Below are 21,153 nucleotides of genomic sequence, written 5' to 3' on the forward strand. Positions count from 1 at the left end.
CGCCGAATGGCCCGTTACAATCCGAAGGATATAGAGCCCAAGTGGCGCGCCGCCTGGGCGGATGCGGACGTTTTCCGTACGGAGAACGACGACCCGCGCCCGAAATACTATGTGCTGGAGATGTTCCCCTACCCGTCGGGGCGCATCCACATGGGGCATGTGCGCAACTACGCCATGGGCGACGTGGTGGCCCGCTATCGGCGCGCCCGCGGCCATGCCGTCCTGCACCCCATGGGCTGGGACGCGTTCGGCATGCCGGCCGAGAACGCCGCCATTGAGCGGGGCGTCCACCCGAAGGGCTGGACCTACGACAATATCGCCGCGATGCGGGAACAGCTGAAGGCGCTGGGCCTGTCGATCGACTGGAGTCGCGAGTTCGCCACCTGCGATCCCGAGTACTACGGCCAGCAGCAGGCCTGGTTCCTGAGACTGCTCGAGCGCGGCCTGGTCTATCGCAAGGAGGCGACGGTCAACTGGGACCCGGTCGACATGACCGTCCTGGCCAACGAGCAGGTCATCGATGGCCGCGGCTGGCGCTCCGGCGCGGTGGTCGAGAAGAAGAAGCTGACACAGTGGTTCCTGCGGATCACCGACTACGCCGATGACCTGATCGAAGGTCTGGCGACCCTCGACCGCTGGCCGGACAAGGTCCGGACCATGCAGGAAAACTGGATCGGTCGCTCGACCGGCCTGCGCTTCTCGTTCGATTTCGCGGGCGCGTCGCCGGCAGGCTTCGAGAACGGCCTCGAGGTCTACACCACGCGCCCGGATACCCTGTTCGGCGCTGCCTTTGTCGGCATCGCACCGGACCACCCCCTGGCGGAGCAACTGGGCTCGGCCAATCCGGAGATCGCCGCCTTCGTGGCGGAATGTCGCCGGGGCGGAACGTCCGAAGCCGAGATCGAGGGTGCAGAAAAACTGGGCTACGATACCGGTCTGCGCGTCGCCCATCCGTTCGACGCGGACAAGACCCTGCCGGTCTGGATCGCCAATTTCATCCTGATGGACTACGGCACGGGCGCCATCTTCGGCTGCCCCGCCCATGACCAGCGGGACCTCGATTTCGCGCGCAAGTACGGCTTGCCGGTGCTGCCTGTGGTGCTGCCGGCTGACGCTCATCCGGCGACCTTCATGGTCGGTTCGGAGGCGTACACGGGCCCCGGCAAGATCTTCAACTCGGATTTCCTCGACGGCCTGGCGATTGAGCCGGCCAAGGCGGCGGCCGTTGCGAAGATCGAGGCGATGGGCAGGGGCAAGGGCGCGACCGTCTATCGCCTGCGGGACTGGGGCGTCTCACGCCAGCGCTACTGGGGTTGTCCGATTCCGGTGATTCACTGCGCAAAATGCGGGGTGGTGCCGAGCCCGGCCGACCAACTGCCGGTGGTCTTGCCCGACGACGTGAGCTTCGATCTGCCCGGCAATCCCTTGCTGCGACATCCAACCTGGCGATTCACCAGCTGTCCGCGCTGCGGCGGCGAGGCGGAGCGCGAGACCGACACCCTGGACACCTTCGTGGACTCCAGCTGGTACTTCGCGCGCTTCGCCAATCCGACGGCCGCCGAGCCGATCGACAAGGCAGCGGCCGACCGCTGGCTGCCGGTCGACCAGTATATCGGCGGGGTCGAGCACGCCGTCCTGCACCTGCTCTATGCCCGGTTCATCACGCGCGCCCTGAAGGACGAGGGCATGGTCTCGGTCGCCGAGCCGTTCGCCGGCCTGTTCACCCAGGGCATGGTGACGCACGAGACCTACAAGACCGCCACCGGCGACTGGGTCGAGCCGGCGCAGATCACCTTCCAGAACGAAGGAAACACGCGTCGCGCGACCGTCACCGCGACGGGCGAGCCGCTGGTGATCGGCGACATCGAGAAGATGTCGAAATCCAAGAAGAACGTCGTCGCGCCCGAGGAGATCTTTGAGCAGTACGGCGTCGACGCGGCGCGCCTGTTCGTCATGTCCGACAGCCCGCCTGAGCGTGACGTTCAATGGACCACGGGCGGCGTCGAGGGCGCCGGCCGGTTTGTGCAGCGCGTCTGGGCCGAGTTCGACAGCCAGGGCGACGTTGTCGACGCGCCGGAAGACGCCACCGGATCCGAAGAGCTGCGCCGCGCGACACACAAGATCATCAAAGCCGTCACGGAGTCGGTCGAACAGTTCAAGTTCAACAGCGGCATCGCGCGCCTCTATGAATTCCTGAATGTTCTCAAGACCTTCACGGCCTCCGACGGAAGCGTGGCAGCCGCGCGGGCGGAAGCCCTTTCGGTGCTGGCGCGGCTGATCTCGCCGTTCACACCCCACCTGGCCGAGGAATGCTGGGTCCGGATGGGCGGCGAGGGCATGGTCGTCGACGCGCCCTGGCCGGTCTTTGACCCCGCCATGGCGACGGACGCCGAGCTGCTGCTGCCGGTACAGGTCAACGGCAAGCGCCGCGGTGAAATCCGGGTCGCCATCGACGCCAGCGAGGCCCATGTGCGCGAGAAGGCTCTGGCGGACGAGGCCGTGTCGGTCCACCTTGCCGGTCTGACCGTGCGAAAGGTGATCGTCGTGCCGGGCCGTATCGTCAACATCGTGGTGGGCTAGATCATGCAGGCCCGTTTCGTCGCGTTTGCCCTGCTGTTGATGACCCCGGCGCTCACCGCCTGCGGATTCACCCCGCTGTACGCAACCCCGGGCCTGTCTTCGGGCCTGTCGAGCATCGAAAGCGTCGCGCCTGAAGGCAGGACGGGTTTTCTGCTGCGACAGGCGCTGGATGACGCGCTGACCCGCAATGAAGCGTCGCCTGCCGTCTATCGATTGACGCTGGACCTCAAGGAAACCCGCACGCCGCGCGGTCGCAGGGTCGACGCCACCGCCAGCCGTTACGAGCTGGTGCTGGTCGCGGACTGGAAGCTCACACGGGTGGCCACCGGCGCCGTCGCGCTTGAAGGCACGACCCAGACCGAGGCGACGTTTGATCGGGCTGACCAGCCCTATTCCGGCATCGTCGCCAACCAAGACGCCCAGAGCCGTGCCGCCTCGGAACTGGCGCGCAAGATCCAGCTGCAGCTGGCCGACTGGATGGCCCGCGGCGGCGGAGCTTAGGCCTCCCTTGGCCATTCTCTCGAAACGGCCGGACGTCGAACGCTTCCTGAAATCGCCTGACAAGGTCTTCCGGGCGGCTGTGATTTATGGCCGCGATCGCGGCGGCGTGCGCGAGCGGGCCGACCAGCTGGCGAAGGCCGTTACGGCCAATCCCGACGACCCCTTCGACGTCGCGGTGATGACCGAGGACGAAGTGGGCGAGGGCCGGCTCGCCGACGAACTCAGCGCCATATCGATGATGGGCGGCCGACGCCTGGTCCGCGTGCGGTTTTCCACCGAGAAGATCGGCCCCGACCGCCTCGTCGCCGAGGCGCTGACGGGTCACGCCGAGGGTCGGTTCAATCCCGATGCCTTTTTCCTGATCGAGGCCGGTGCGATTGACCGGTCTTCGCCACTGCGCAAGGCCGCCGAAAAGGCCGCCGCCTGCGCCACCATCCCCTGTTACGAGGACGAACCGGGTGACATCGCGCGCCTCGTCCGCGAATCCCTCGCCGCCGACAAGGTGGGACTCGACGCGGGCGCCCTTGAGGTCTTCGTCGCCCGCATGCCCCGCGAGCGTGGTGTTTCACGCCAGGAGATCGAACGGCTGGCGCTCTGGCTTGGCCCAGGGAGTGGACGGGTGGCGACGGCCGCTGACCTGGAAGCCTTCCTCGGCGTGGAACCGGAGGCCTCACTGTTTGATGCCGCGTCCGATGCGTTCGGGGGGAAACTGGGCGCCGCCCAGGCAGGCCTGCGCCGCGCGGCCGCTGAGGGGGAGGGCGGTCCGGCCGCCGTCCGTGCGATGGGCATGCACCTGGCCAAACTGCGCCGGGTTCTGACGCTCGCCCAGAACGGCGCCTCGCTGGCCGAGGCCGCCAAGTCGTCCGGCGTGTTCTGGAAGAACGAGCGCGAGTTTCTGCGTCAGGCCCGCGCCTGGACGCTCGAGCATCTGTTGGCGCTGCATCCCGAGGTGCTGGCGGCGGACCTAGCTTGCAAGACCGCCGGTTCGCCAGATCATCTGCTGGCCGAGCGTCTGGCGCTCACCATCGCCGGCCGCGCGCGTCGGCTCGGGCTGTAGCCCGGAACTGGTCCGAAACGCTGGAATTTTCCTTAATGATTTCAATGTCTTGAAAAGAGCGTTTTGAAAATCGGCTCTGTGGCGAAATTGGCTGCTTGAAGCGCACTCCGCTACGCCTCCGTGCGGCTCAGCCGCCCCGTGTGAGCCTGCGACAAAGGTCGTCGAGTTGCTCCAGCGTCGCGTACTTGATGCGAAGTTCGCCGACGCCGCCGCGGTCACGGATCTCGACGCCGAGCCCAAGCACTTCGGAGAGGTCGCTCTCGAGCGCGAGCGTGTCATGGTCCCGCGTGGTCTTGCCGGCCATACCGGGTCCGACCGACTTCTTCTCGGGCGCGCCGCGTTTCACCAGCGCCTCGGTGTCACGCACGTTCAGGCCGCGGGCGATGACCTCCTCGGCAAAGGCCAGAGGATTGAGCGAGCCGATCAGCGCGCGGGCATGTCCGGCCGTCAGTTTGCCCTCGGCCAGCAGGGTCTGAACCTCGGCCGGCAGCGACAGCAGCCGGAGGGCGTTGGCCACGTGCGGCCGGCTCTTGCCGACGACCTGGGCGACCTCCTCCTGTGTCCGACCGAACCGGTCCATCAGGGCGCGATAGCTGAGCGACTCCTCGATCGGGCCGAGGTCGGCGCGCTGGACGTTCTCGATGATGGCGATCTCGAGGACCTGCTGGTCGTCGAGCTCGCGAACCAGGGCGGGGATCGCTTTCAGGCCGGCCTGCTGCGAGGCGCGCCAGCGGCGCTCGCCTGCCACCAGCTGGTATTCGCCTGGCAGGCCCGGCGCGGGGCGAACCAGGACGGGCTGCAGGACGCCCTTCTCGCGGATCGAGTCGGCCAGTTCGGCGATTTCCGCTTCGCCGAAACGGCGCCGCGGCTGGTCGGGATTGCGGTGGATCAGCTCGATCGGGATTTCACGGGCGCCGGCGGCAGCCTCCGCGGTCGCGGGATTTTCCGCATCGGACTCGCCCAGCAGGGCGGACAGACCCCGACCCAGACCCCTGCGACCTTCGGCCATCGACACGTTCACTCCGTTGTTCATGCCGCGGCGAGACGCCGCTGGCGTTCCCGCCCGACGACTTCGCGGGCGAGTTTCAGATAGGCCTGCGATCCGGCGCACTTCAGATCGTAGATCAGGACGGGTTTGCCGAACGACGGCGCCTCGGACACCCGCACATTGCGGGGGATCACGGTCTCATAGACCTTGTCGCCGAAATGGGTGCGCACATCGCGCGCCACCTGTTCCGACAGGCTGTTGCGACGGTCGTACATGGTCAGGACCACGCCCTGGATTTCCAGCGACGGATTGAGGCTGCCGCGCACCAGATCGACCGTTCGCATGAGCTGCGTCAGGCCTTCGAGGGCGAAGAACTCGCACTGCAGCGGCACGAACACCGCGTCGGACGCGGTCATGGCGTTGACGGTCAGCAGATTCAGGGACGGCGGGCAGTCGATCAGCACATAGCTGTAGGTTCCAGCGATCCGCAGCCGCTCCATGGCGTCGCGAAGCCGGTATGACCGGCGCGGCATCTGGCCCAGTTCCAGCTCAACCCCGGACAGGTCCGCGTCGGACGCAATCAGGTCGAGGCCGGGGAGGGCGGTGTGGATGGCCGCTTCCGTGATCGGCGTGTCGCCCATCATCACGTCGTAGAGGGTGACCCGGCGCTGCTGGCGTGGCACGCCGAGACCCGTCGAGGCGTTGCCCTGCGGATCGGCGTCGATCAGCAACACCCGCTCACCGACGGCCGCCAGAGCCGTGCCAAGGTTGATAGCCGTCGTGGTCTTGCCCACGCCACCCTTCTGGTTGGCGATTGCGAGCACGCGCATGGGCTTTTGACTGTCAGGCACGGGCCAGGGACTCCACATCGACAATCTGTCCCCGGGCGTCGCTGAGGCTGGGGATCAGCCGCGCCTTGATCGTCCACGACGTCGAGGCCTCGTTCAGTTCCGTTACCACATCCTGCCCCTTCAGGAACAATCCGCGGGCCCCGCGCTTGAAGTAGGGCCGGGCATACCCGAGCAGTCTGACCATCGGGGCGCAAGCCCGGGCGGTGACGATATCCACAGGCAGGGACAGGTCTTCCGCACGCGCGTTGTGAATCTCGGTCGGAAGCGCCAGGGCGCTCGCGACCTGATCGAGGAAGCGGCAGCGCTTGGCCATGCTTTCCACCAGATGGACCTTCGCTCCGGGAACATCCTTGAGCAGGATCGCCAGAACCAGACCGGGGAAGCCGGCGCCGGCGCCGAGATCGGCCCAGGTCCTGGCCTCCGGCGCCAGACGCAGGAGCTGGGCGCTGTCCCAGGCGTGGCGGTTCCAGAAGTCCGGCAGGGTGGCGGGACCAACGAGGTTCATCACCGCATTGCCTGCCTCCAGCATCACGCGGAAGCGCTCAAGATCAGCCATTTGCGCGTCACTCGCACCGGTCAGCGTCTTGAATTGGGCGGCGTCCTGCACCGCGATGACCGCTTCAAGCGGCGCGGGGACGTCGGACATGGGCAAGCAGGGCGGTGAGGGCGCCGGGGGTGACCCCTTCGATACGCGCGGCCTGGCCAAGGGTCAGGGGCCGCACGGCGGTGAGCTTGTCGCGGATCTCGTTCGAAAGGCCGCCGACCGCGCCGTAGTCGAGATCGCCGGGCAGGCGCAGGGCCTCGTCGCGGCGAAAGGCGTCCACATCAGCCTGTTGCCGATCGAGATAACCGGCGTAAGCGGCGTCGATCTCGATCTGCTCGCGGACTTCAGGAGCCCACGCGGCCAGTTCGGGCCAGATCACAGCAAGCCGGTCCAGATCGATGTCCGGATAGGCGATCAGCTGCAGCACATCGCGGCGCTGGCCATCGGCCTTGACCGCGAGGCCGGCCTTTTCGGCGGCGGCGGGCGTCAGAGTCAGCGAGCGGGCCAAAATGCGGGCCTCTTCGAGCGCCCGTTGTTTCACGTGAAACACCTCGCCTCGCTCCGGCCCGACACAGCCCAGATCGATCCCGCGTGCGGTGAGCCGTTGGTCCGCGTTGTCCGCCCGCAGTGTCAGCCGGAACTCGGCCCGGCTGGTGAACATGCGATAGGGCTCTGTGACACCACGCGTCACCAGATCATCGATCAGCACGCCGATATAGGCTTCATCCCGTGCGAAGGTGGCCGGCTCCGCGCCGGACGCGGCCCGCGCGGCGTTCAGACCCGCCACAAGACCCTGGGCTCCGGCCTCTTCGTAGCCCGTCGTCCCGTTGATCTGGCCGGCCAGGTACAGGCCGGGCAGCCGTTTGGCCTCAAGGGTCGGGAACAGTTCGCGCGGATCGACGTAGTCGTACTCGATGGCGTAGCCAAAGCGCCGGACTTCAACGTTTTCCAGCCCGACGATGGTGCGCAGGAACAGCAGCTGGGTCTCTTCCGACACCGAGGTCGAGACGCCATTCGGATAGACCGTGTCGTCGTCCAGCCCTTCCGGCTCCAGGAAGATCTGATGGCTGGTCTTGTCGGCGAAGCGGACGACCTTGTCCTCGATTGAGGGGCAGTAGCGCGGGCCGCGCCCGGTCGCACGACCGCCATAAACCGCCGACTCCGTCAGGCGATCCGCGATGATCCGATGTGTTTCCGCATTGGTCCAGGTGATGCCGCACTGGATCTGCGGCACGGTGATCTCGCGGTTGAGAAAGGAGAAGGGGATAGGCGTCTCATCCGCCGCCTGCATTTCCAGACGGTCCCAGGCGATTGTCGAGCCGACCAGTCGGGCCGGCGTACCGGTCTTCAGGCGGCCCATGTCCAGACCGAGACCGTAAAGCCGGTCGGCAAGGCCGATGGCCGGCGCATCACCCACCCGGCCTGCGGGAATTCGTTTCTCGCCGAGGTGGATGACACCCTTGAGGAAGGTCCCCGTGGTCAGCACGACCTTCGGTGCGCTGTAGGTCTCGCCCGTTCCCCCAACCACGCCGGTCAAAACGCCGCCTTCGACGATCAGGTCCTCGACGGCATCGGCGATGATGTCGAGATTGGCCTGGCCCGCGAGTTCGGCCTGCATGGCCTCGCGATAGAGTTTTCGATCAATCTGCGCCCGCGGCCCGCGCACGGCGGGGCCTTTGGAACGGTTGAGCATACGGAACTGGATGCCGGCCTTGTCAGCCATCCGGCCCATCAGGCCATCCAGCGCGTCGATCTCCCGGACCAGATGTCCTTTTCCCAGCCCCCCGATGGCCGGGTTGCAGCTCATCTCGCCGATGGTCTCGATCTTGTGCGTCAGCAGCAGGGTGCGCGCGCCGAAGCGGGCGGACGCCGCCGCGGCCTCGCAGCCGGCATGGCCGCCGCCAATCACGATCACATCCCAGGCGCGGGTCATCTCAAGCGGTCTCAAAGGCGAACGCCCCCGGCAGGCGGGGGCGATGGAGGAGTTCTCTTAGCCGAAAAGGGGAAGCTTCGGGAGTCCCTGCGTCCTTCGAGACGCTCGCTTGAAGCTCGCTCCTCAGGATGACGGAGAGGGGTGGGCTTCCACGCTATTCGTCATGCTGAGAAGCGGCGGCTCAGGGCGCGTCTCGAAGCACGCAATCTGCTCACCGATGTTTCACGTGAAACACTACTTGCCGATACAGAAGCTCGAGAACACCCGATCGAGCACCGCCTCGGGGTCAACCCGACCGGAAACTCGCTCGAGCGCCCGCGCGGCGAGACGCACATCCTCGGCCGCAAGCTCCGGTTCTGGCTGGCCCAGAGCCCGGCGAACCCGCTCCGCCGCCTCAGCCAGGCTTTCCGCGTGACGTAGCCGGGTGGCGGCTGGAAACTCGGCGCCAGAGAGGGCGTTGATCACGCGCGCTTCCAGCCAGGCCCGCAATGCGGCCACGTCCGCCTCCGACAACACCGACAGCGACAGGGTCTCGATGTCCGCCGAGGCTGATGCCGCTCGCCCGTCCGCGCCTCGCGCCAGATCGCTCTTGTTCAGCACCAGCAGGTCGCCCGCGCCCGCCAGATCCGCGGCCTCGCGCCAGTCGCCCTCCGACGCCGACTGGTCCACGACCCACAGCCGCAGGTCGGCGTCATCCGCCCAGGCCCGGGCCCGGCGCACGCCCTCGGCCTCGATCGCCTCCGCCGTATCCCGAACGCCGGCCGTATCGGCCAGCAGCACCTTGTAGCCGGCCATCACCAGCGGGACCTCGACTACATCTCGTGTCGTGCCGGGCGTGGCCGTAACTATGGCCGCGTCACGACCGGCCAAGGCGTTGAGCAGGCTGCTCTTGCCGGCGTTGGGCGCGCCGATCAGGGCGATGCGGAACCCCTCACGCACCCGACGCCCGCGATCGACGTCCGATAGCGCCGTCTCCAGCTCGTCGAGCAGAATCCGCAGATGCGGTCGGGCGCGCGCCGCAACGTCTTCGGGCAGATCTTCGTCGGGGAAATCGACCGCCGCCTCAAGCACCGCCAACGACTCGATCAACAGATCGCGCCAGCCGTCGTAGCGTCGGCTGAGGCCGCCGCCGAGCTGGTCCAGCGCCTGTCGCGCCTGGGCCGTGGTCTCGGCATCGATCAGATCAGCGACGGCCTCCGCCTGGGCGAGGTCCAGCCGGCCGTTCTGGAAAGCGCGGCGCGTGAATTCGCCAGGCTCGGCCAGGCGCAGACCGGCGGCCGCGAGCGCGTCGATCACGGCCTCCACCACCGCCTGACCGCCGTGCAGGTGAAGTTCCGCGCTGTCCTCGCCCGTGTAGCTCGCCGGGCCGGGCATCCACAGCACCAGCGCCTCATCGATCAAAGCCCCGCCCGGGTCTCCAAGCTGGCGCAGGGACGCGCGGCGCGGGGAGGGCAACTTTCCCGCCAGAGCGGCGAGCGCGGTCCCGGCGACGGGCCCGGACAGCCGCACCACCGCGAGCGCCGCGCGCCCCGGCGCGGTGGCCAGGGCGAAGATGGTATCCGTCATTCCGGCGGCTTGGTCCCGAATGCAGCGCCCGTGGTCGCCGCCGTCATCAGCTTGCGGAACTGCTCGGTCGCGCCGGTGCCGAAGCTCATCCAGCTCTTCATCAGTTCTTCCGGCGCGAGCGCGGCCATGTTTGTGTCCATGCGCTTCTTCATCTCGTTGACCATATGGTCATTGAGCACGCTGACGTCGGGCAGGCCGAGGAAGGTGCGGGCTTCCACCGGTTCGCATTCGATATTGATCGTGACCTTCATGGGTCTTCCTTGATGACGTCGCCCACGACTTTGTTATGGGCGATCGCGGGTCCGGCGCGGTAACACCCGGCGCAACAGACGGGAGACTACGACGATGAGCGGAGAACGCCTCACCATCAAGACGCCGGACGGCGAGTTTTCAGCCTATGTGGCCCGGCCCGCCGCCGCCAAGGCGCCGGCCGTGGTCGTGATCCAGGAAATCTTCGGCGTCAACGCCGTGATGCGCGAGACCACCGACTGGCTGGCCGCGCAGGGCTATCTGGCCATCTGCCCGGACCTGTTCTGGCGGATCGAGCCGGGCATCGACATCACCGACAAGTCCAAGGCCGAGTGGGACCGCGCGTTTGAGCTGTTCGGTCTGTTTGATGCGGAAAAGGGCGTCACGGATATCGCCGCGACGATCGCCGCGATCCGCGGCGACGCGGGCTGCAATGGCAAGGTCGGCGCGGTCGGCTACTGTCTCGGTGGCAAAATGGCCTACCTGACCGCCGCCCGCACGGACGCGGACGCCTCTGTCTCCTATTACGGCGTGGGCATCGACGCCCTGACCGGCGAAGCCGCGAAGATCAAACAGCCGCTGTTGATGCACATCGCCGGCGAAGACGGCTTTGTGCCCAAGGAAGCCCAGGCGGCCATCCACGCCGCGCTCGACGGCAATCCCCTGATCACGATCCACGACTATCCGGGTCGCGACCACGCCTTCGCTCGCCACGGCGGAGAACACTACGACGCGGCCGACGCGGGCAAGGCCAACGACCGGACCCTGGCCTTCTTCAAAGCGAACCTCGGCTGATGCTCGCGATCCAGGCGACCCGCGCCGGCGGCCCCGAAGTGCTCGAGGCCGTCGACCTGCCGATCCCGACGCCGGGACCGGGTGAGATCCTGATCCGTCAGGAAGCGATCGGGCTGAACTTCATCGACACTTACCAACGCACGGGCCTTTATCCGGTGAAGTTTCCGGCCGTGCTCGGTCTGGAAGGCGCCGGCGTCGTCGAAGCTGTAGGCGAGGGTGTCACCCGGTTCGTTCCGGGCGATCACGCCGCCTATGGCAACGGGCCGCTGGGCGGTTATGCCGAGTATCAGATCGTGCCGGCGGGACGGGCGGTGAAAATCCCCGCCAGCCTCGACAGCCGCACCGCCGCGGCGGCCATGCTCAAGGGCATGACGGCCGAGTTCCTGCTGCGCCGGTGCTATGCGGTCAAAAAGGGCGACGCGATTCTCGTGCACGCCGCCGCGGGCGGGGTCGGGGCGATCCTGACCCAATGGGCCAAGGCGCTTGGCGCAACCGTTATCGGCACAGCCGGCTCGCCGGAAAAGGCCGCACTGGCGCGTGAACACGGCGCCGACGAGACCATCCTCTATCGTGACGAGGACGTCGCCGCCCGCGTTCGGACCCTGACAGGCGGCCAGGGCGTGCGGGTCGTCTACGATGGCGTCGGAGCGGCCACCTTCGAGGGCAGCCTGTCCAGCCTCGGCCGACGGGGCATGCTGGTCAGCTACGGCAACGCCTCCGGCCCGGCGCCCGCCGTCGAGCCCCTGCGCCTGTCGCGCGGCGGATCGCTGTTCCTGACCCGCCCGACCCTGTTCGACTATGTCGTCACGACCGAGGAACTGGACGAAAGCGCCGGAGCCCTGTTCGAGGTGATCAACTCGGGCGCGGTCAAGATCGGCATCGGCCAGACCTTTCCGCTCAGCCAGGCCCGCCAGGCGCACGAAGCCCTGGAAGGCCGGGAGACGGTCGGCTCGACGCTGCTGCTGCCCTAGCTCAGGCGGCAACCGCGCTGGCAAAGGCGGGCCGCCCCTGATGTCTTGATGACCAGTGTTGCCCCGGCGGGCGGCCTGCTCAAGGACCGCCTTCGGCGGCCGCGCAGCGGCGACCCCGCAGGGGTCGTCCTTGACCAGGACGTCCGCGCGGAGCGCATCATTCCATCAAGGCCTTCAGGGCGTATCAGCATCCGGTCCCGCGAACGGAACCGCAGCCGCCCTAGGTGTTCATCGACTGGAAGAAGTCGCCGTTGTTTTTCGACTGGCGCAGCTTGTCCATCAGGAACTCGATCGCATCCTGGGCGCCCATCGGGTTGAGGATCCGGCGCAGGACGTAGGTCTTCTGCAGCTGGTCCTTCGGGGTGATGAGCTCTTCCTTCCGCGTGCCCGACTTGAGGATGTCGATGGCCGGGAAGATGCGCTTGTCCGCGACCTTGCGGTCGAGAATGATTTCCGAGTTACCGGTACCCTTGAACTCTTCGAAGATGACTTCGTCCATCCGCGAGCCGGTATCGATCAGGGCCGTGGCGATGATGGTCAGCGAGCCGCCTTCCTCCACGTTGCGCGCGGCGCCGAAGAAGCGCTTGGGGCGCTGCAGCGCGTTGGCGTCGACACCGCCGGTCAGGACCTTGCCCGACGACGGGACAACGGTGTTGTAGGCGCGGCCGAGACGGGTGACCGAGTCCAGCAGGATGATCACGTCACGCTTGTGCTCGACCAGGCGCTTGGCCTTTTCGATGACCATCTCGGCCACGGCCACGTGGCGGGTCGCCGGCTCGTCGAAGGTCGAGGAGATAACCTCGCCCTTCACCGTGCGCTGCATATCCGTGACTTCTTCCGGCCGCTCGTCGATCAGCAGGACGATCAGGTAGCACTCGGGGTGGTTGGCGGCGATCGACTTGGCGATGTTCTGCAGCATCACGGTCTTGCCGACCCGAGGCGGGGCGACGATCAGGCAGCGCTGGCCTTTGCCGAGCGGGGCGACGATGTCGATGATCCGGCCGGAGCGATCCTTGAGGGTCGGATCCTCGATTTCCATCTTCAGCCGCTCTTCGGGATAGAGCGGCGTCAGGTTGTCGAAGTGGACCTTGTGGCGGACGTTCTCGGGCGTTTCGAAGTTGATCTGCTCGACGGTCGTCAGGGCGAAATAGCGTTCGCCCTCTCGTGGCGCCCGGATCGCGCCGACGACGCTGTCGCCGGTGCGGATGCCGAACTTCCGGATCTGTGAGGGGCTGACATAGATGTCGTCCGGACCGGGCAGATAGTTGGCTTCCGGGCTGCGCAGGAAGCCGAAGCCGTCAGGCAGGACCTCCATGGTGCCTGATCCCGAGATCTCGACGCCTTCTTCGGCGACGGTCTTGAGGATCGCGAACATCATGTCCTGCTTGCGCATGGAGTTGGCGTTCTCGACCTCGAGCTTCTCGGCGAGCGCCAGCAGGTCGGCCGGGGATTTCTCCTTCAGCTCCTGCAGGGACATGCGGGTGAGGCCGAGTTCGGCGACGGCGGCGGCGATCTCGGAGCCTTCGCCATCAGCGGCGGCTTCCGCGGCTTCGGCGGCGGCTTCGGCCACTTCGGCGGGCGTCGCGACCTCTACGGTAGTGTCGACTTCGGGCTCGTGGGATTCGGGGGTGTCTTCAGACATGGATAGACTCTGGGCGTGCGGGCGCGAGGGCCCGGCTTTCGAAACTGGTTCCGTTCAGACCCGTTGGGGACCCTGAGCGGCGATGGTCTACGCCGGTCAGGGCGCGGGTGTTCATTCTGGGGGGCCGGTCCAGGGGCGCTCCGAAGGGCGGGCGCGGGATCCGGCGAGAGGCGGGAACGCCGGGCAAACCGCCCGACATCTGGGTTGAGGGGAACCACAACCCCGGCCCCGGGTCAAGGATTCCTAGTGGTCGAGGAACTTCGTCGTCACCGACAGGACGATGACAATGGCCGCCAGGAAGGGCAGCTCGTTGGTCATCCGCCAGAACTTCTCCGTCCGCGTATTGCTGTTGGACGCGAATTTCCGCCGGGCCCCGGCGAGGAAACCGTGCCAGCTGACGAGGAACAGGATGCCGGCCAGCTTGGTCAGCATCCAGGGCGTCGTCAGAAAGCCCCAGCCGCGGATCGTCCCGTCGGCCATGATCAGCAGGAGGCCGAAAGTCACCGTCAGAATCATCGCCGGATTGATAATGATCCGCAGCAGCTTGAGCTCCATGACCTTGAAGGTCTCGTCGAGCTCCGATCCGGCGGTGGCCTTGCTGTGATAGACGTAGAGCCGGGGCAGATAGAGCATCCCCGCCATCCAGGCGATCACGCTGATGATGTGCAGGCCCCGGACCAGGTTGAAATGGGCGACCAGCCAGTCGGTCATGCCGCGGCTCCTTCCGTTCTCGGACATTTGGACCAGCCGGCGCAGGCGTACCCGCCCGCCGACGCAACTCCCGTGCGGTCCAGCGACCGCAGCGCCAGATCCGCCAGGCTGTCGATAAAGCCGGACTCGATCCCGAGCGCAGGAACACGCACGTAGGCCGGACAGCCGGCCTCGCGCGCCATCTCGCCATATTCGTGGTCCAGCTCGACGAGGGTCTCGACATGTTCCGAGACAAAGGCGATCGGCGTCACCACGAGCGCCAGACCCTGCTGGCTCGCCGCCCGGATCTCATCGTCCGTCGACGGACCGATCCACTTCATCGGCCCGACCCGGCTCTGATAGCAGACCTTCCAGTCCCAGCCGGCGCCGAGCTTCTCCGCCACGGCGGCGCAGGTGGCCTCGATCTGGGCCTGATAGGGATCGCCGCCGTTGACGACCTTCTCCGGCAGACCATGGGCCGAAAACAGCAGCCGGGCAGGCCCTTCGTGACCGGCCGCCGCCCAGGTCTCGGCAATGAGCCGGGCATGAGCGTCGACGAGCCCGCCCAGCGTCGGATAGCAGCAGACGGTGCGGACCTTGCCTGAACCCTTGTAGGCCTTCGACCAGGCCTGAGCGGACGACCCTGTCGTCGTCGTCGAGAACTGCGGATACAGCGGCAGCAGGACAATCTCGTCTGGCCCCCAGGCCTCGACCTCGACCGCCGTCTGGTCGGTCAGCGGTTTCCAGTAGCGCATCGCGATGAAGCACCGGATCTCGTCGCCGGGCGCACGCGCAGCCAGCGCGGCTTCGAGCGCCGCGGCCTGGGCGCGGGTCTCCGGCAGCAAGGGAGAGCCACCGCCCATGATCGCGTAGTTGGCCTTGGCGGACTCCTCGCGACGGCTCGAGATAAGCGCCGCGAGCGGTGTCCGGAGAATGCCGGGCAGGCTGATGATCGCCGGATCATTGAACAGGTTGAACAGGAACGGCCGCACCGCGTCGGGGCCGTCGGGACCACCGAGGTTGAACAGGACGACGGCGACCTTGCGGCTCATCCCTGGGTGATCCGCTTCAGCACGCGTTCCACATGGGCGATCGGGGTGTCGAGGATGATGCCGTGCCCCAGATTGAAGATGTAAGGCCCGTCTCCCCACTGCTCCAGCAGTTCATCGACGCGGTAATCGAGCGCCGCGCCGCCCGCTCGCAGCAGCAGCGGATCAAGGGCGCCCTGGATCGGCACCTTTTCCTGGATGCTTCGGCCGAGCGCCGCCGAAGCGGCCGTGTCGAGCGCCACGGCGTCAACGCCCACTGTGTCGGCGTAGTGCTGGGCCAGACTGCCGGCGCCGCGCGGAAAGCCGATCACCGGCGCCACCACATCCAGACCGGCCAGACCATCGAGGATCGCCCGGTGCGGCTTGCAGACCAGCCGCTCGAACAGATCCTCGGGCAAACCCTCGGCCCAGCTTTCAAACAGCTTCAGAACCTGGGCGCCCGCATCGACCTGCATGGCCAGATAGCGAACCGTCGCCTGGACGATAATGTCCAGCAGCCGGTCCATTTCCGCCGGATGCTCGTAGGCGAAGGTCCGGGCCTTGCTGCGGTCCGAGGAGCCCCCTTCGATCATGTAGGTCGCCACGGTCCACGGCGCGCCGGCGAAGCCGATCAGGGCCCGTTCAGGCTCCAGAGTCTCGCGTACCAGCGTCAGGGTCTCACCAACGTTGGACAGACGAGAGGTGGAGGCCTCGATTTCAGCCGAGAGGCGGTCAAGGTCCGGCAGGGCGCCGAGCTTGGGTCCCTCGCCGGCTTCGAACCAGACCTCCTGGCCCAGCGCCTGCGGCAGCAGCAGAATGTCGGCGAAGACGATGGCCGCATCGAACGGGAACCGCCGCATCGGCTGCAGCGTGGCTTCCGCCGCCTTTTCAGGGTTCAGGCAGAAACTGATGAAGTCCGGCGTGGTCGCGCGGAGGGCGCGATACTCGGGAAGATATCGTCCCGCCTGGCGCATGAACCAGACGGGCGGGCGCTCCAGCGTCTCGCCATCGAGGACGCGCAGCAGGTTCGGGATCGGAGATTGGGTCATCGTTGGCCTTGATAGGCCCCACGTCGCGAGAGGCAAGTCCACGCCCCTCTTTCATTCCTTAATAGGAGATTAAAAAGGATGGAGTAGAGGCAGTAGGGCCGGGGCGCCGCGGGGAAGAAACCGGTCCGATACGTTTAATCCAGCCGGTATGACCCGGCGGCGCCGGGATTGTCCCCATGTCGACGATGGCGGTGTGAAGTCCGGGGATAACCCACGGGGGCGCTGGAATTCGTTAATGAAAGGTTAAGCACGGCCGACGGGGAAAGCCGCGTGCGAGCGGGCTTCCATTCACGGCTGGGGACAGGACGCCGGACCCTGGTCACCCGCGAAGGGCCAACCTGGGGACGGTCATACCGAAACCGGCGCCACCTGTCCTCGCGGCGCACAGCCCGGCCCTACCGGTCTCAATCCGTCTGTATAAAGGGCAATTCGGCGCCCCGTTGGGTTAACGCTTCGTTAACGGCCTATCCACAGGCTTGGAGACGGGCCGCGCGGCGCCGTATGGAAGAGGCGATGACCGCGACCAACCGCTTGGCGACCTACTTTCACATCCATCTCGTGTCCGATTCCACGGGCGAGACGCTGAACGCCATGGCGCGCGCGGTCTGTGCGCGGTTCACCGACATCCTGCCGATCGAGCACATCTATGCGCTCGTGCGCTCGCCCCGCCAGCTCGAGCGGGCGCTGGAGGAAATCGCGGCGTCTCCCGGGGTGGCGATGCATACGATCATCGATCCGGAGCTGCGAGCCGCGCTCGAGGAAGGTTGCCGTCGCCACGACATTCCCTGCATCGCCGCGCTCGACCCGGTCGTGGCGGCAATGTCCCGCTATCTGGGCGCGCCGATCTCGAGCCGGGTGGGCGCCCAGCACACGCTCGACACCGACTACTTCAACCGTATGGAAGCGTTGAACTACGCCATGGGCCATGACGACGGCCAGGGCGGGCAGGACCTCGAACAGGCCGACGTGGTTCTGGTCGGTGTTTCACGGACGTCGAAGACCCCGACCTGCATCTATCTGGCGCACCGCGGCGTCCGGGCCGCCAATCATCCGCTGGTGCCGGGCGCGCCCATCCCGCCGGCCCTGCTTGCGCTGAAGAAGACCCTGATCGTCGGCCTGATCGCGTCGCCGGACCGGCTGATCCAGATCCGTCGCAACCGGTTGCTGTCGATGAACGAGCAGCGCGAAAGCACCTATGTCGACCAGGATGCCGTGCGCGAGGAGATCATCGCCGCCCGGCGTCTGTTCGAACGGATGGGATGGCCCGTCATCGACGTCACCCGCCGTTCGGTGGAAGAAACCGCCGCCGCCATCATCAACCTCCTGTCTGGCGGTCGGGGCCAGGTCGAGGTGCTCGGATGACCCGGATTATCCTCGCTTCGGGCAGCAAAGCGCGAGCGGCCGTGCTCGCGGCCGCCGGGGTGACGTTCGAGGTGGCCGTCGCCGGCGTCGACGAGGCCGCGATGAAGGCGGGCTTGCTGGCCCAGGGCAATGGACCCCGGGAGGTCGCTGACGCCCTGGCCGAGCTGAAGGCCGTGCGGGTCTCGCGCAACCAGCCCGGCGCGCTGGTGATCGGCGCCGACCAGACGCTCGATCTCGACGGCCAGCTGTTCGACAAGGCCGAGAGCATGGCCGAGGCGTTCGCGCGGCTTCAACACCTTCGCGGCAAGACGCACAAACTTCACTCCGCCGTGGTCGTCGCTCGCGACGGTGAGGTGATCTGGCGGGAGGTCCCGGCCGCTCGCCTGACCATGCGACCCTTCACCGACGATTTCCTGACGGCTTTCCTCGAACGCGGCGGCGAGAGCCTGCTGGGTTCGGTCGGCTGCTACCGGCTCGAAGACGACGGCGTTCAGCTGTTCTCCCGTATCGACGGCGACTACTTCACCATTCTGGGTCTGCCGCTGATGGGCCTGCTGGACCTGCTGCGCCGCTACGGGGCCTTGCCACTATGAGCGCGATCACGGGCGCGGCCATGGTCGCGGGCATCATTGGCCGGCCGGTTACCCACTCCCTCAGCCCGGTTCTGCACAACGCCTGGATCGAGGCCGCGGGCCTGAACGCGGTCTATGCGCCCTTTGGCCCGACGGCCGCCGGATTCAGCGCCCTGGTCGAGGGACTGCGCGGCGGCGTCATCCGGGGCGTCAATGTCACCATCCCCTTCAAGGAAGAGGCGCTCGCCGCGGCGGATACCGCCAGTGATCGCGCACGCCTCGCCGGCGCCGCCAATCTGCTGCTGTTCCGCGATGACGGAACGATTCACGCCGACAACACCGATGGTCTCGGCATGCTGCTGGCGCTGGAGGTCCAGGCACCCGGCTTCGACGTGACCGCCGGCCCCGCCGTGATCCTCGGCGCGGGCGGCGCGGCGCGCGGCGCGGCGGCGGCCCTGTCGCTGGCGGGGGCGCCGGTTGTGCGGATCCTCAACCGGACGACCGACCGCGCAGAAGCCCTGGCCCGCGACATTGGCGGTCAGGTTACGACCGCGGGTCATGATGACGCCCTCGACGGCGCCAACCTGATCGTCAACGCCACCTCGCTCGGCCTCGGCGGCGGTCCCGGTCCGGACGTCAACCTGGGCAAAGCGCCACCGACGGCGGTCGTGCTCGACATGGTCTACAAGCCGCTGCGCACGGAGTTCCTGAATCGTGCTGCCGGCCTCGGTCTGCGCACCGTCGACGGGCTGGAAATGCTGATCCGCCAGGCCGTCCCCAGTTTCGAGGCCTTTTTCGGCCAGGCCCCGCCCGTCGGGGTCGATGTTCGCGCCCTGGCCCTGAAAGCCGTTGGAGAGACAGCATGATCACCGTCGGCCTGACCGGCTCCATCGGCATGGGCAAATCGACCACGGCGGCGATGTTCGCGGCCGAGGGCGTGCCCGTCTATGACGCCGACGCCGAGGTCCATGCGCTCTATGCCCGGGGCGGCGCCGCTGTCGCACCCCTCGACGCCGCCTTTCCGGGCGTGGTCGTCGACGGCGCGGTCGACCGCACGCTGCTCAGCCAACGGGTGGTCGGCAAGCCCGACGAACTGAAGAAGCTCGAAGCCATCGTCCATCCCCTCGTCGGCGAGAGCCGTGTCGGATTTTTTCAGAAGGCTGTCGCCGACGGCGCCGACATCGTGATCCTCGACATTCCGCTGCTGTTCGAGACCGGCGGCGAAAAACGCATGGACGCCGTCGTCGTCGTTTCCGCGCCGGCGGATCTGCAGCGTGAACGGGTCCTGGCCCGGCCCGGCATGGACGAGGCCAAGCTCGACGCGATCCTCGCGCGACAGATGGCGGACGCCGAGAAACGGGCCCGCGCCCACTTCGTCATCGACACCAGTCGGGGCCTGGACGCCGCACGTGAGCAGGTCCGCGACGTGCTGACGCGCCTGCGCGCCGGACCGCTGGACGCGCTCTCCGAACCGGGCCAATGAAGAGGCCATGGCGCGCCACATTGTCCTCGACACCGAGACCACGGGCCTCGATCCCCGGACGGGTCACCGGCTGATCGAAATCGCCTGCGTCGAGGTCGTGGACTACATGCCGACCGGCAAGTCCTTCCACGAATACGTCCATCCTGACCGCGAGATCGACCCCGATGCCGAGCGCGTGCACGGCATCAGCCTGGCGTCCCTGCACGGCAAGCCGCGGTTTCCGGAGATCGTCGACCGGTTTCTGGAATTCGTCGGCGATGACCCGATCGTGGCGCACAACGCGCCGTTCGACCGGGGCTTCGTCAATGCCGAGCTGACGCGCTGCGGGCTCGCGCCGACGCGCGAGGACCAGTGGATCGACACCCTGGTGCTGGCCAAGAAGAAATTTCCCGGGATGTACAACTCCCTGGACGCGCTCTGTAAGCGGATGAAGATCTCGCTGGCCGCCCGCGACAAGCACGGCGCCCTGATCGACGCCGAGCTGCTGGCGGCGGTGTATCTCGAGCTGCAGGGCGGCAAGGAGCGCGGGCTGGACCTGATGGCCGCTCCGGCCGCCAACAATGTCGGCCCCTCGCTGATCGCCGTCGCCTATGGCGCGCGACCCAGGCCGCTGGCGCCCCGTTCAACGGACGCGGAGCGGGCCGCGCACGAAGCTTTTGTGCGCGGGACCCTCAAGGACAAGGCAGTCTGGCTGGCATTCGGCCTGTAGCCGGGCCGGGACCTGTGTCAGGCGTTGCCGACGAAGCCGCTCGTCTCGCCGTTGGCCCTGCGCGCGGCGTAGATGCCGGCGAAGTCGATCGGATCCAGCTGGAAGGGCGGGAAGCCGCCTTCACCCGTCACGTCCGCGATCATTCGGCGGGCATAGGGGAACAGATAGCGCGGGCACTCGATCATGAGCACCGCTTCGACTTCGCTTTCGGCGACGCCGGTGATCTGGAACAGGCCGCCGTAGAGCAGCTCGACGTGGAAAGCGACGTTCTCGCCACGCTTGGCCTGCGCCGAAAGCTTCAGATCGACCTCGAACAGGCCGTCCTGGCGACCACGGGCGTTCATTTCCACGCCGATATCGATCTGCGGCTGGAGACCCTGCGCATCAGCGCGGAGCGAATCCGGCGCCAGCGGGTTCTCGAACGAGAGGTCGCGGACGAACTGGGCGAGGATGCGGAAGCCGGGCTGGCTGATGTCGCCGCCGTTGTCGGCGGGAGTCGTGGACGTGTCGCTCATGAGGAGATCGTGTTCCTGGACGTCAATCGGACGGGCGCCCATTGTTGGCGGGCGGGACATGATGAAGG

At 67.2% G+C, this 21,153-nt stretch carries 21 protein-coding genes; 10 read left to right on the forward strand and 11 right to left on the reverse strand.

Translation table 11 applies throughout. The features are described 5' to 3' along the window. Positions 1 to 6: 6 nt before the first annotated feature. From leuS to holA, 3 genes are read left to right on the forward strand one after another with little or no spacing between them, the layout of a single operon-like run. Complete coding sequence (gene leuS, locus ACODSL_RS15375) at positions 7 to 2,580, forward strand: leucine--tRNA ligase (RefSeq protein ID WP_488901590.1); 2,574 nt, start codon at positions 7 to 9, stop codon at positions 2,578 to 2,580. 3 nt (positions 2,581 to 2,583) lie between these two features. Further along, positions 2,584 to 3,081: an LPS assembly lipoprotein LptE gene (gene lptE, locus ACODSL_RS15380; RefSeq protein ID WP_488901591.1), complete on the forward strand. Its 498-nt coding sequence runs from the start codon at positions 2,584 to 2,586 to the stop codon at positions 3,079 to 3,081. Between the two features lie 7 nt (positions 3,082 to 3,088). Then, positions 3,089 to 4,138 carry a DNA polymerase III subunit delta gene (holA, locus tag ACODSL_RS15385; protein WP_488901592.1) on the forward strand — a complete coding sequence of 350 codons (1,050 nt, stop codon included), beginning with the start codon at positions 3,089 to 3,091 and terminating at the stop codon, positions 4,136 to 4,138. 127 nt (positions 4,139 to 4,265) lie between these two features. Here holA and ACODSL_RS15390 read toward each other — a convergent pair whose 3' ends face one another. The 6 genes from ACODSL_RS15390 to ACODSL_RS15415 form a co-directional block, all read right to left on the reverse strand. Further along, positions 4,266 to 5,147 (reverse strand): ParB/RepB/Spo0J family partition protein, encoded by an 882-nt coding sequence (locus tag ACODSL_RS15390; protein ID WP_488901593.1) that lies wholly within the window; start codon positions 5,145 to 5,147, stop codon positions 4,266 to 4,268. Positions 5,148 to 5,167: 20 nt separating this feature from the next. Beyond that, a complete protein-coding gene (locus ACODSL_RS15395; protein ID WP_488901594.1) occupies positions 5,168 to 5,995 on the reverse strand; it encodes a ParA family protein in 828 nt (275 codons plus the stop codon). Further along, on the reverse strand, positions 5,970 to 6,623 hold the full coding sequence (gene rsmG, locus ACODSL_RS15400; RefSeq protein WP_488901595.1) for a 16S rRNA (guanine(527)-N(7))-methyltransferase RsmG: 654 nt from the start codon (positions 6,621 to 6,623) through the stop codon (positions 5,970 to 5,972). Before rsmG ends, ACODSL_RS15395 begins: the two co-directional genes overlap by 26 nt. Beyond that, on the reverse strand, positions 6,598 to 8,454 hold the full coding sequence (mnmG, locus tag ACODSL_RS15405) for a tRNA uridine-5-carboxymethylaminomethyl(34) synthesis enzyme MnmG (protein ID WP_488901596.1): 1,857 nt from the start codon (positions 8,452 to 8,454) through the stop codon (positions 6,598 to 6,600). The genes rsmG and mnmG overlap by 26 nt, the downstream gene beginning before the upstream one ends. A gap of 234 nt (positions 8,455 to 8,688) precedes the next feature. Beyond that, positions 8,689 to 10,020, reverse strand: coding sequence for a tRNA uridine-5-carboxymethylaminomethyl(34) synthesis GTPase MnmE (gene mnmE, locus ACODSL_RS15410; RefSeq protein WP_488901597.1), 1,332 nt, complete (start codon positions 10,018 to 10,020; stop codon positions 8,689 to 8,691). Further along, the gene (locus tag ACODSL_RS15415) at positions 10,017 to 10,271 is read right to left on the reverse strand and encodes a DUF6489 family protein (protein WP_488901598.1); all 255 of its coding nucleotides are present in this window, start codon (positions 10,269 to 10,271) and stop codon (positions 10,017 to 10,019) included. The genes mnmE and ACODSL_RS15415 overlap by 4 nt, the downstream gene beginning before the upstream one ends. 94 nt (positions 10,272 to 10,365) lie before the next feature. On the opposite strand from ACODSL_RS15415, the gene ACODSL_RS15420 reads away from it, so the two are divergent. Both ACODSL_RS15420 and ACODSL_RS15425 read left to right on the forward strand, forming a co-directional pair. Continuing rightward, positions 10,366 to 11,064 (forward strand): dienelactone hydrolase family protein, encoded by a 699-nt coding sequence (locus tag ACODSL_RS15420; protein WP_488901599.1) that lies wholly within the window; start codon positions 10,366 to 10,368, stop codon positions 11,062 to 11,064. After that, complete coding sequence (locus ACODSL_RS15425) at positions 11,064 to 12,035, forward strand: quinone oxidoreductase family protein (RefSeq protein ID WP_488901600.1); 972 nt, start codon at positions 11,064 to 11,066, stop codon at positions 12,033 to 12,035. Before ACODSL_RS15420 ends, ACODSL_RS15425 begins: the two co-directional genes overlap by 1 nt. 220 nt (positions 12,036 to 12,255) lie before the next feature. Here ACODSL_RS15425 and rho read toward each other — a convergent pair whose 3' ends face one another. The 4 genes from rho to hemE form a co-directional block, all read right to left on the reverse strand. Beyond that, entirely contained in the window at positions 12,256 to 13,677 is a 1,422-nt protein-coding gene (rho, locus tag ACODSL_RS15430; RefSeq protein WP_488901601.1) for a transcription termination factor Rho, read from the reverse strand. A gap of 243 nt (positions 13,678 to 13,920) precedes the next feature. Next, positions 13,921 to 14,388, reverse strand: coding sequence for a protoporphyrinogen oxidase HemJ (hemJ, locus tag ACODSL_RS15435; protein WP_488901602.1), 468 nt, complete (start codon positions 14,386 to 14,388; stop codon positions 13,921 to 13,923). After that, positions 14,385 to 15,419: a ferrochelatase gene (gene hemH / locus ACODSL_RS15440; protein WP_488901603.1), complete on the reverse strand. Its 1,035-nt coding sequence runs from the start codon at positions 15,417 to 15,419 to the stop codon at positions 14,385 to 14,387. The genes hemJ and hemH overlap by 4 nt, the downstream gene beginning before the upstream one ends. Further along, positions 15,416 to 16,444 carry a uroporphyrinogen decarboxylase gene (gene hemE, locus ACODSL_RS15445; protein ID WP_488901604.1) on the reverse strand — a complete coding sequence of 343 codons (1,029 nt, stop codon included), beginning with the start codon at positions 16,442 to 16,444 and terminating at the stop codon, positions 15,416 to 15,418. The genes hemH and hemE overlap by 4 nt, the downstream gene beginning before the upstream one ends. 501 nt (positions 16,445 to 16,945) lie before the next feature. On the opposite strand from hemE, the gene ACODSL_RS15450 reads away from it, so the two are divergent. The 5 genes from ACODSL_RS15450 to dnaQ are packed head-to-tail and all read left to right on the forward strand — an operon-like array spanning position 16,946 to position 20,570. Beyond that, on the forward strand, positions 16,946 to 17,806 hold the full coding sequence (locus ACODSL_RS15450; protein ID WP_488901605.1) for a pyruvate, water dikinase regulatory protein: 861 nt from the start codon (positions 16,946 to 16,948) through the stop codon (positions 17,804 to 17,806). After that, a complete protein-coding gene (locus ACODSL_RS15455) occupies positions 17,803 to 18,399 on the forward strand; it encodes a Maf family protein (protein ID WP_488901606.1) in 597 nt (198 codons plus the stop codon). The genes ACODSL_RS15450 and ACODSL_RS15455 overlap by 4 nt, the downstream gene beginning before the upstream one ends. Next, the gene (gene aroE / locus ACODSL_RS15460; protein WP_488901607.1) at positions 18,396 to 19,244 is read left to right on the forward strand and encodes a shikimate dehydrogenase; all 849 of its coding nucleotides are present in this window, start codon (positions 18,396 to 18,398) and stop codon (positions 19,242 to 19,244) included. The genes ACODSL_RS15455 and aroE overlap by 4 nt, the downstream gene beginning before the upstream one ends. After that, complete coding sequence (coaE, locus tag ACODSL_RS15465) at positions 19,241 to 19,861, forward strand: dephospho-CoA kinase (protein ID WP_488901608.1); 621 nt, start codon at positions 19,241 to 19,243, stop codon at positions 19,859 to 19,861. Before aroE ends, coaE begins: the two co-directional genes overlap by 4 nt. Before the next feature lie 7 nt (positions 19,862 to 19,868). Beyond that, complete coding sequence (gene dnaQ, locus ACODSL_RS15470) at positions 19,869 to 20,570, forward strand: DNA polymerase III subunit epsilon (RefSeq protein WP_488901609.1); 702 nt, start codon at positions 19,869 to 19,871, stop codon at positions 20,568 to 20,570. 17 nt (positions 20,571 to 20,587) lie between these two features. Here dnaQ and secB read toward each other — a convergent pair whose 3' ends face one another. Then, entirely contained in the window at positions 20,588 to 21,085 is a 498-nt protein-coding gene (gene secB, locus ACODSL_RS15475; protein ID WP_488901610.1) for a protein-export chaperone SecB, read from the reverse strand. Positions 21,086 to 21,153: the final 68 nt, after the last annotated feature.

The organism is Caulobacter sp. FG121 (genome assembly GCF_057809815.1).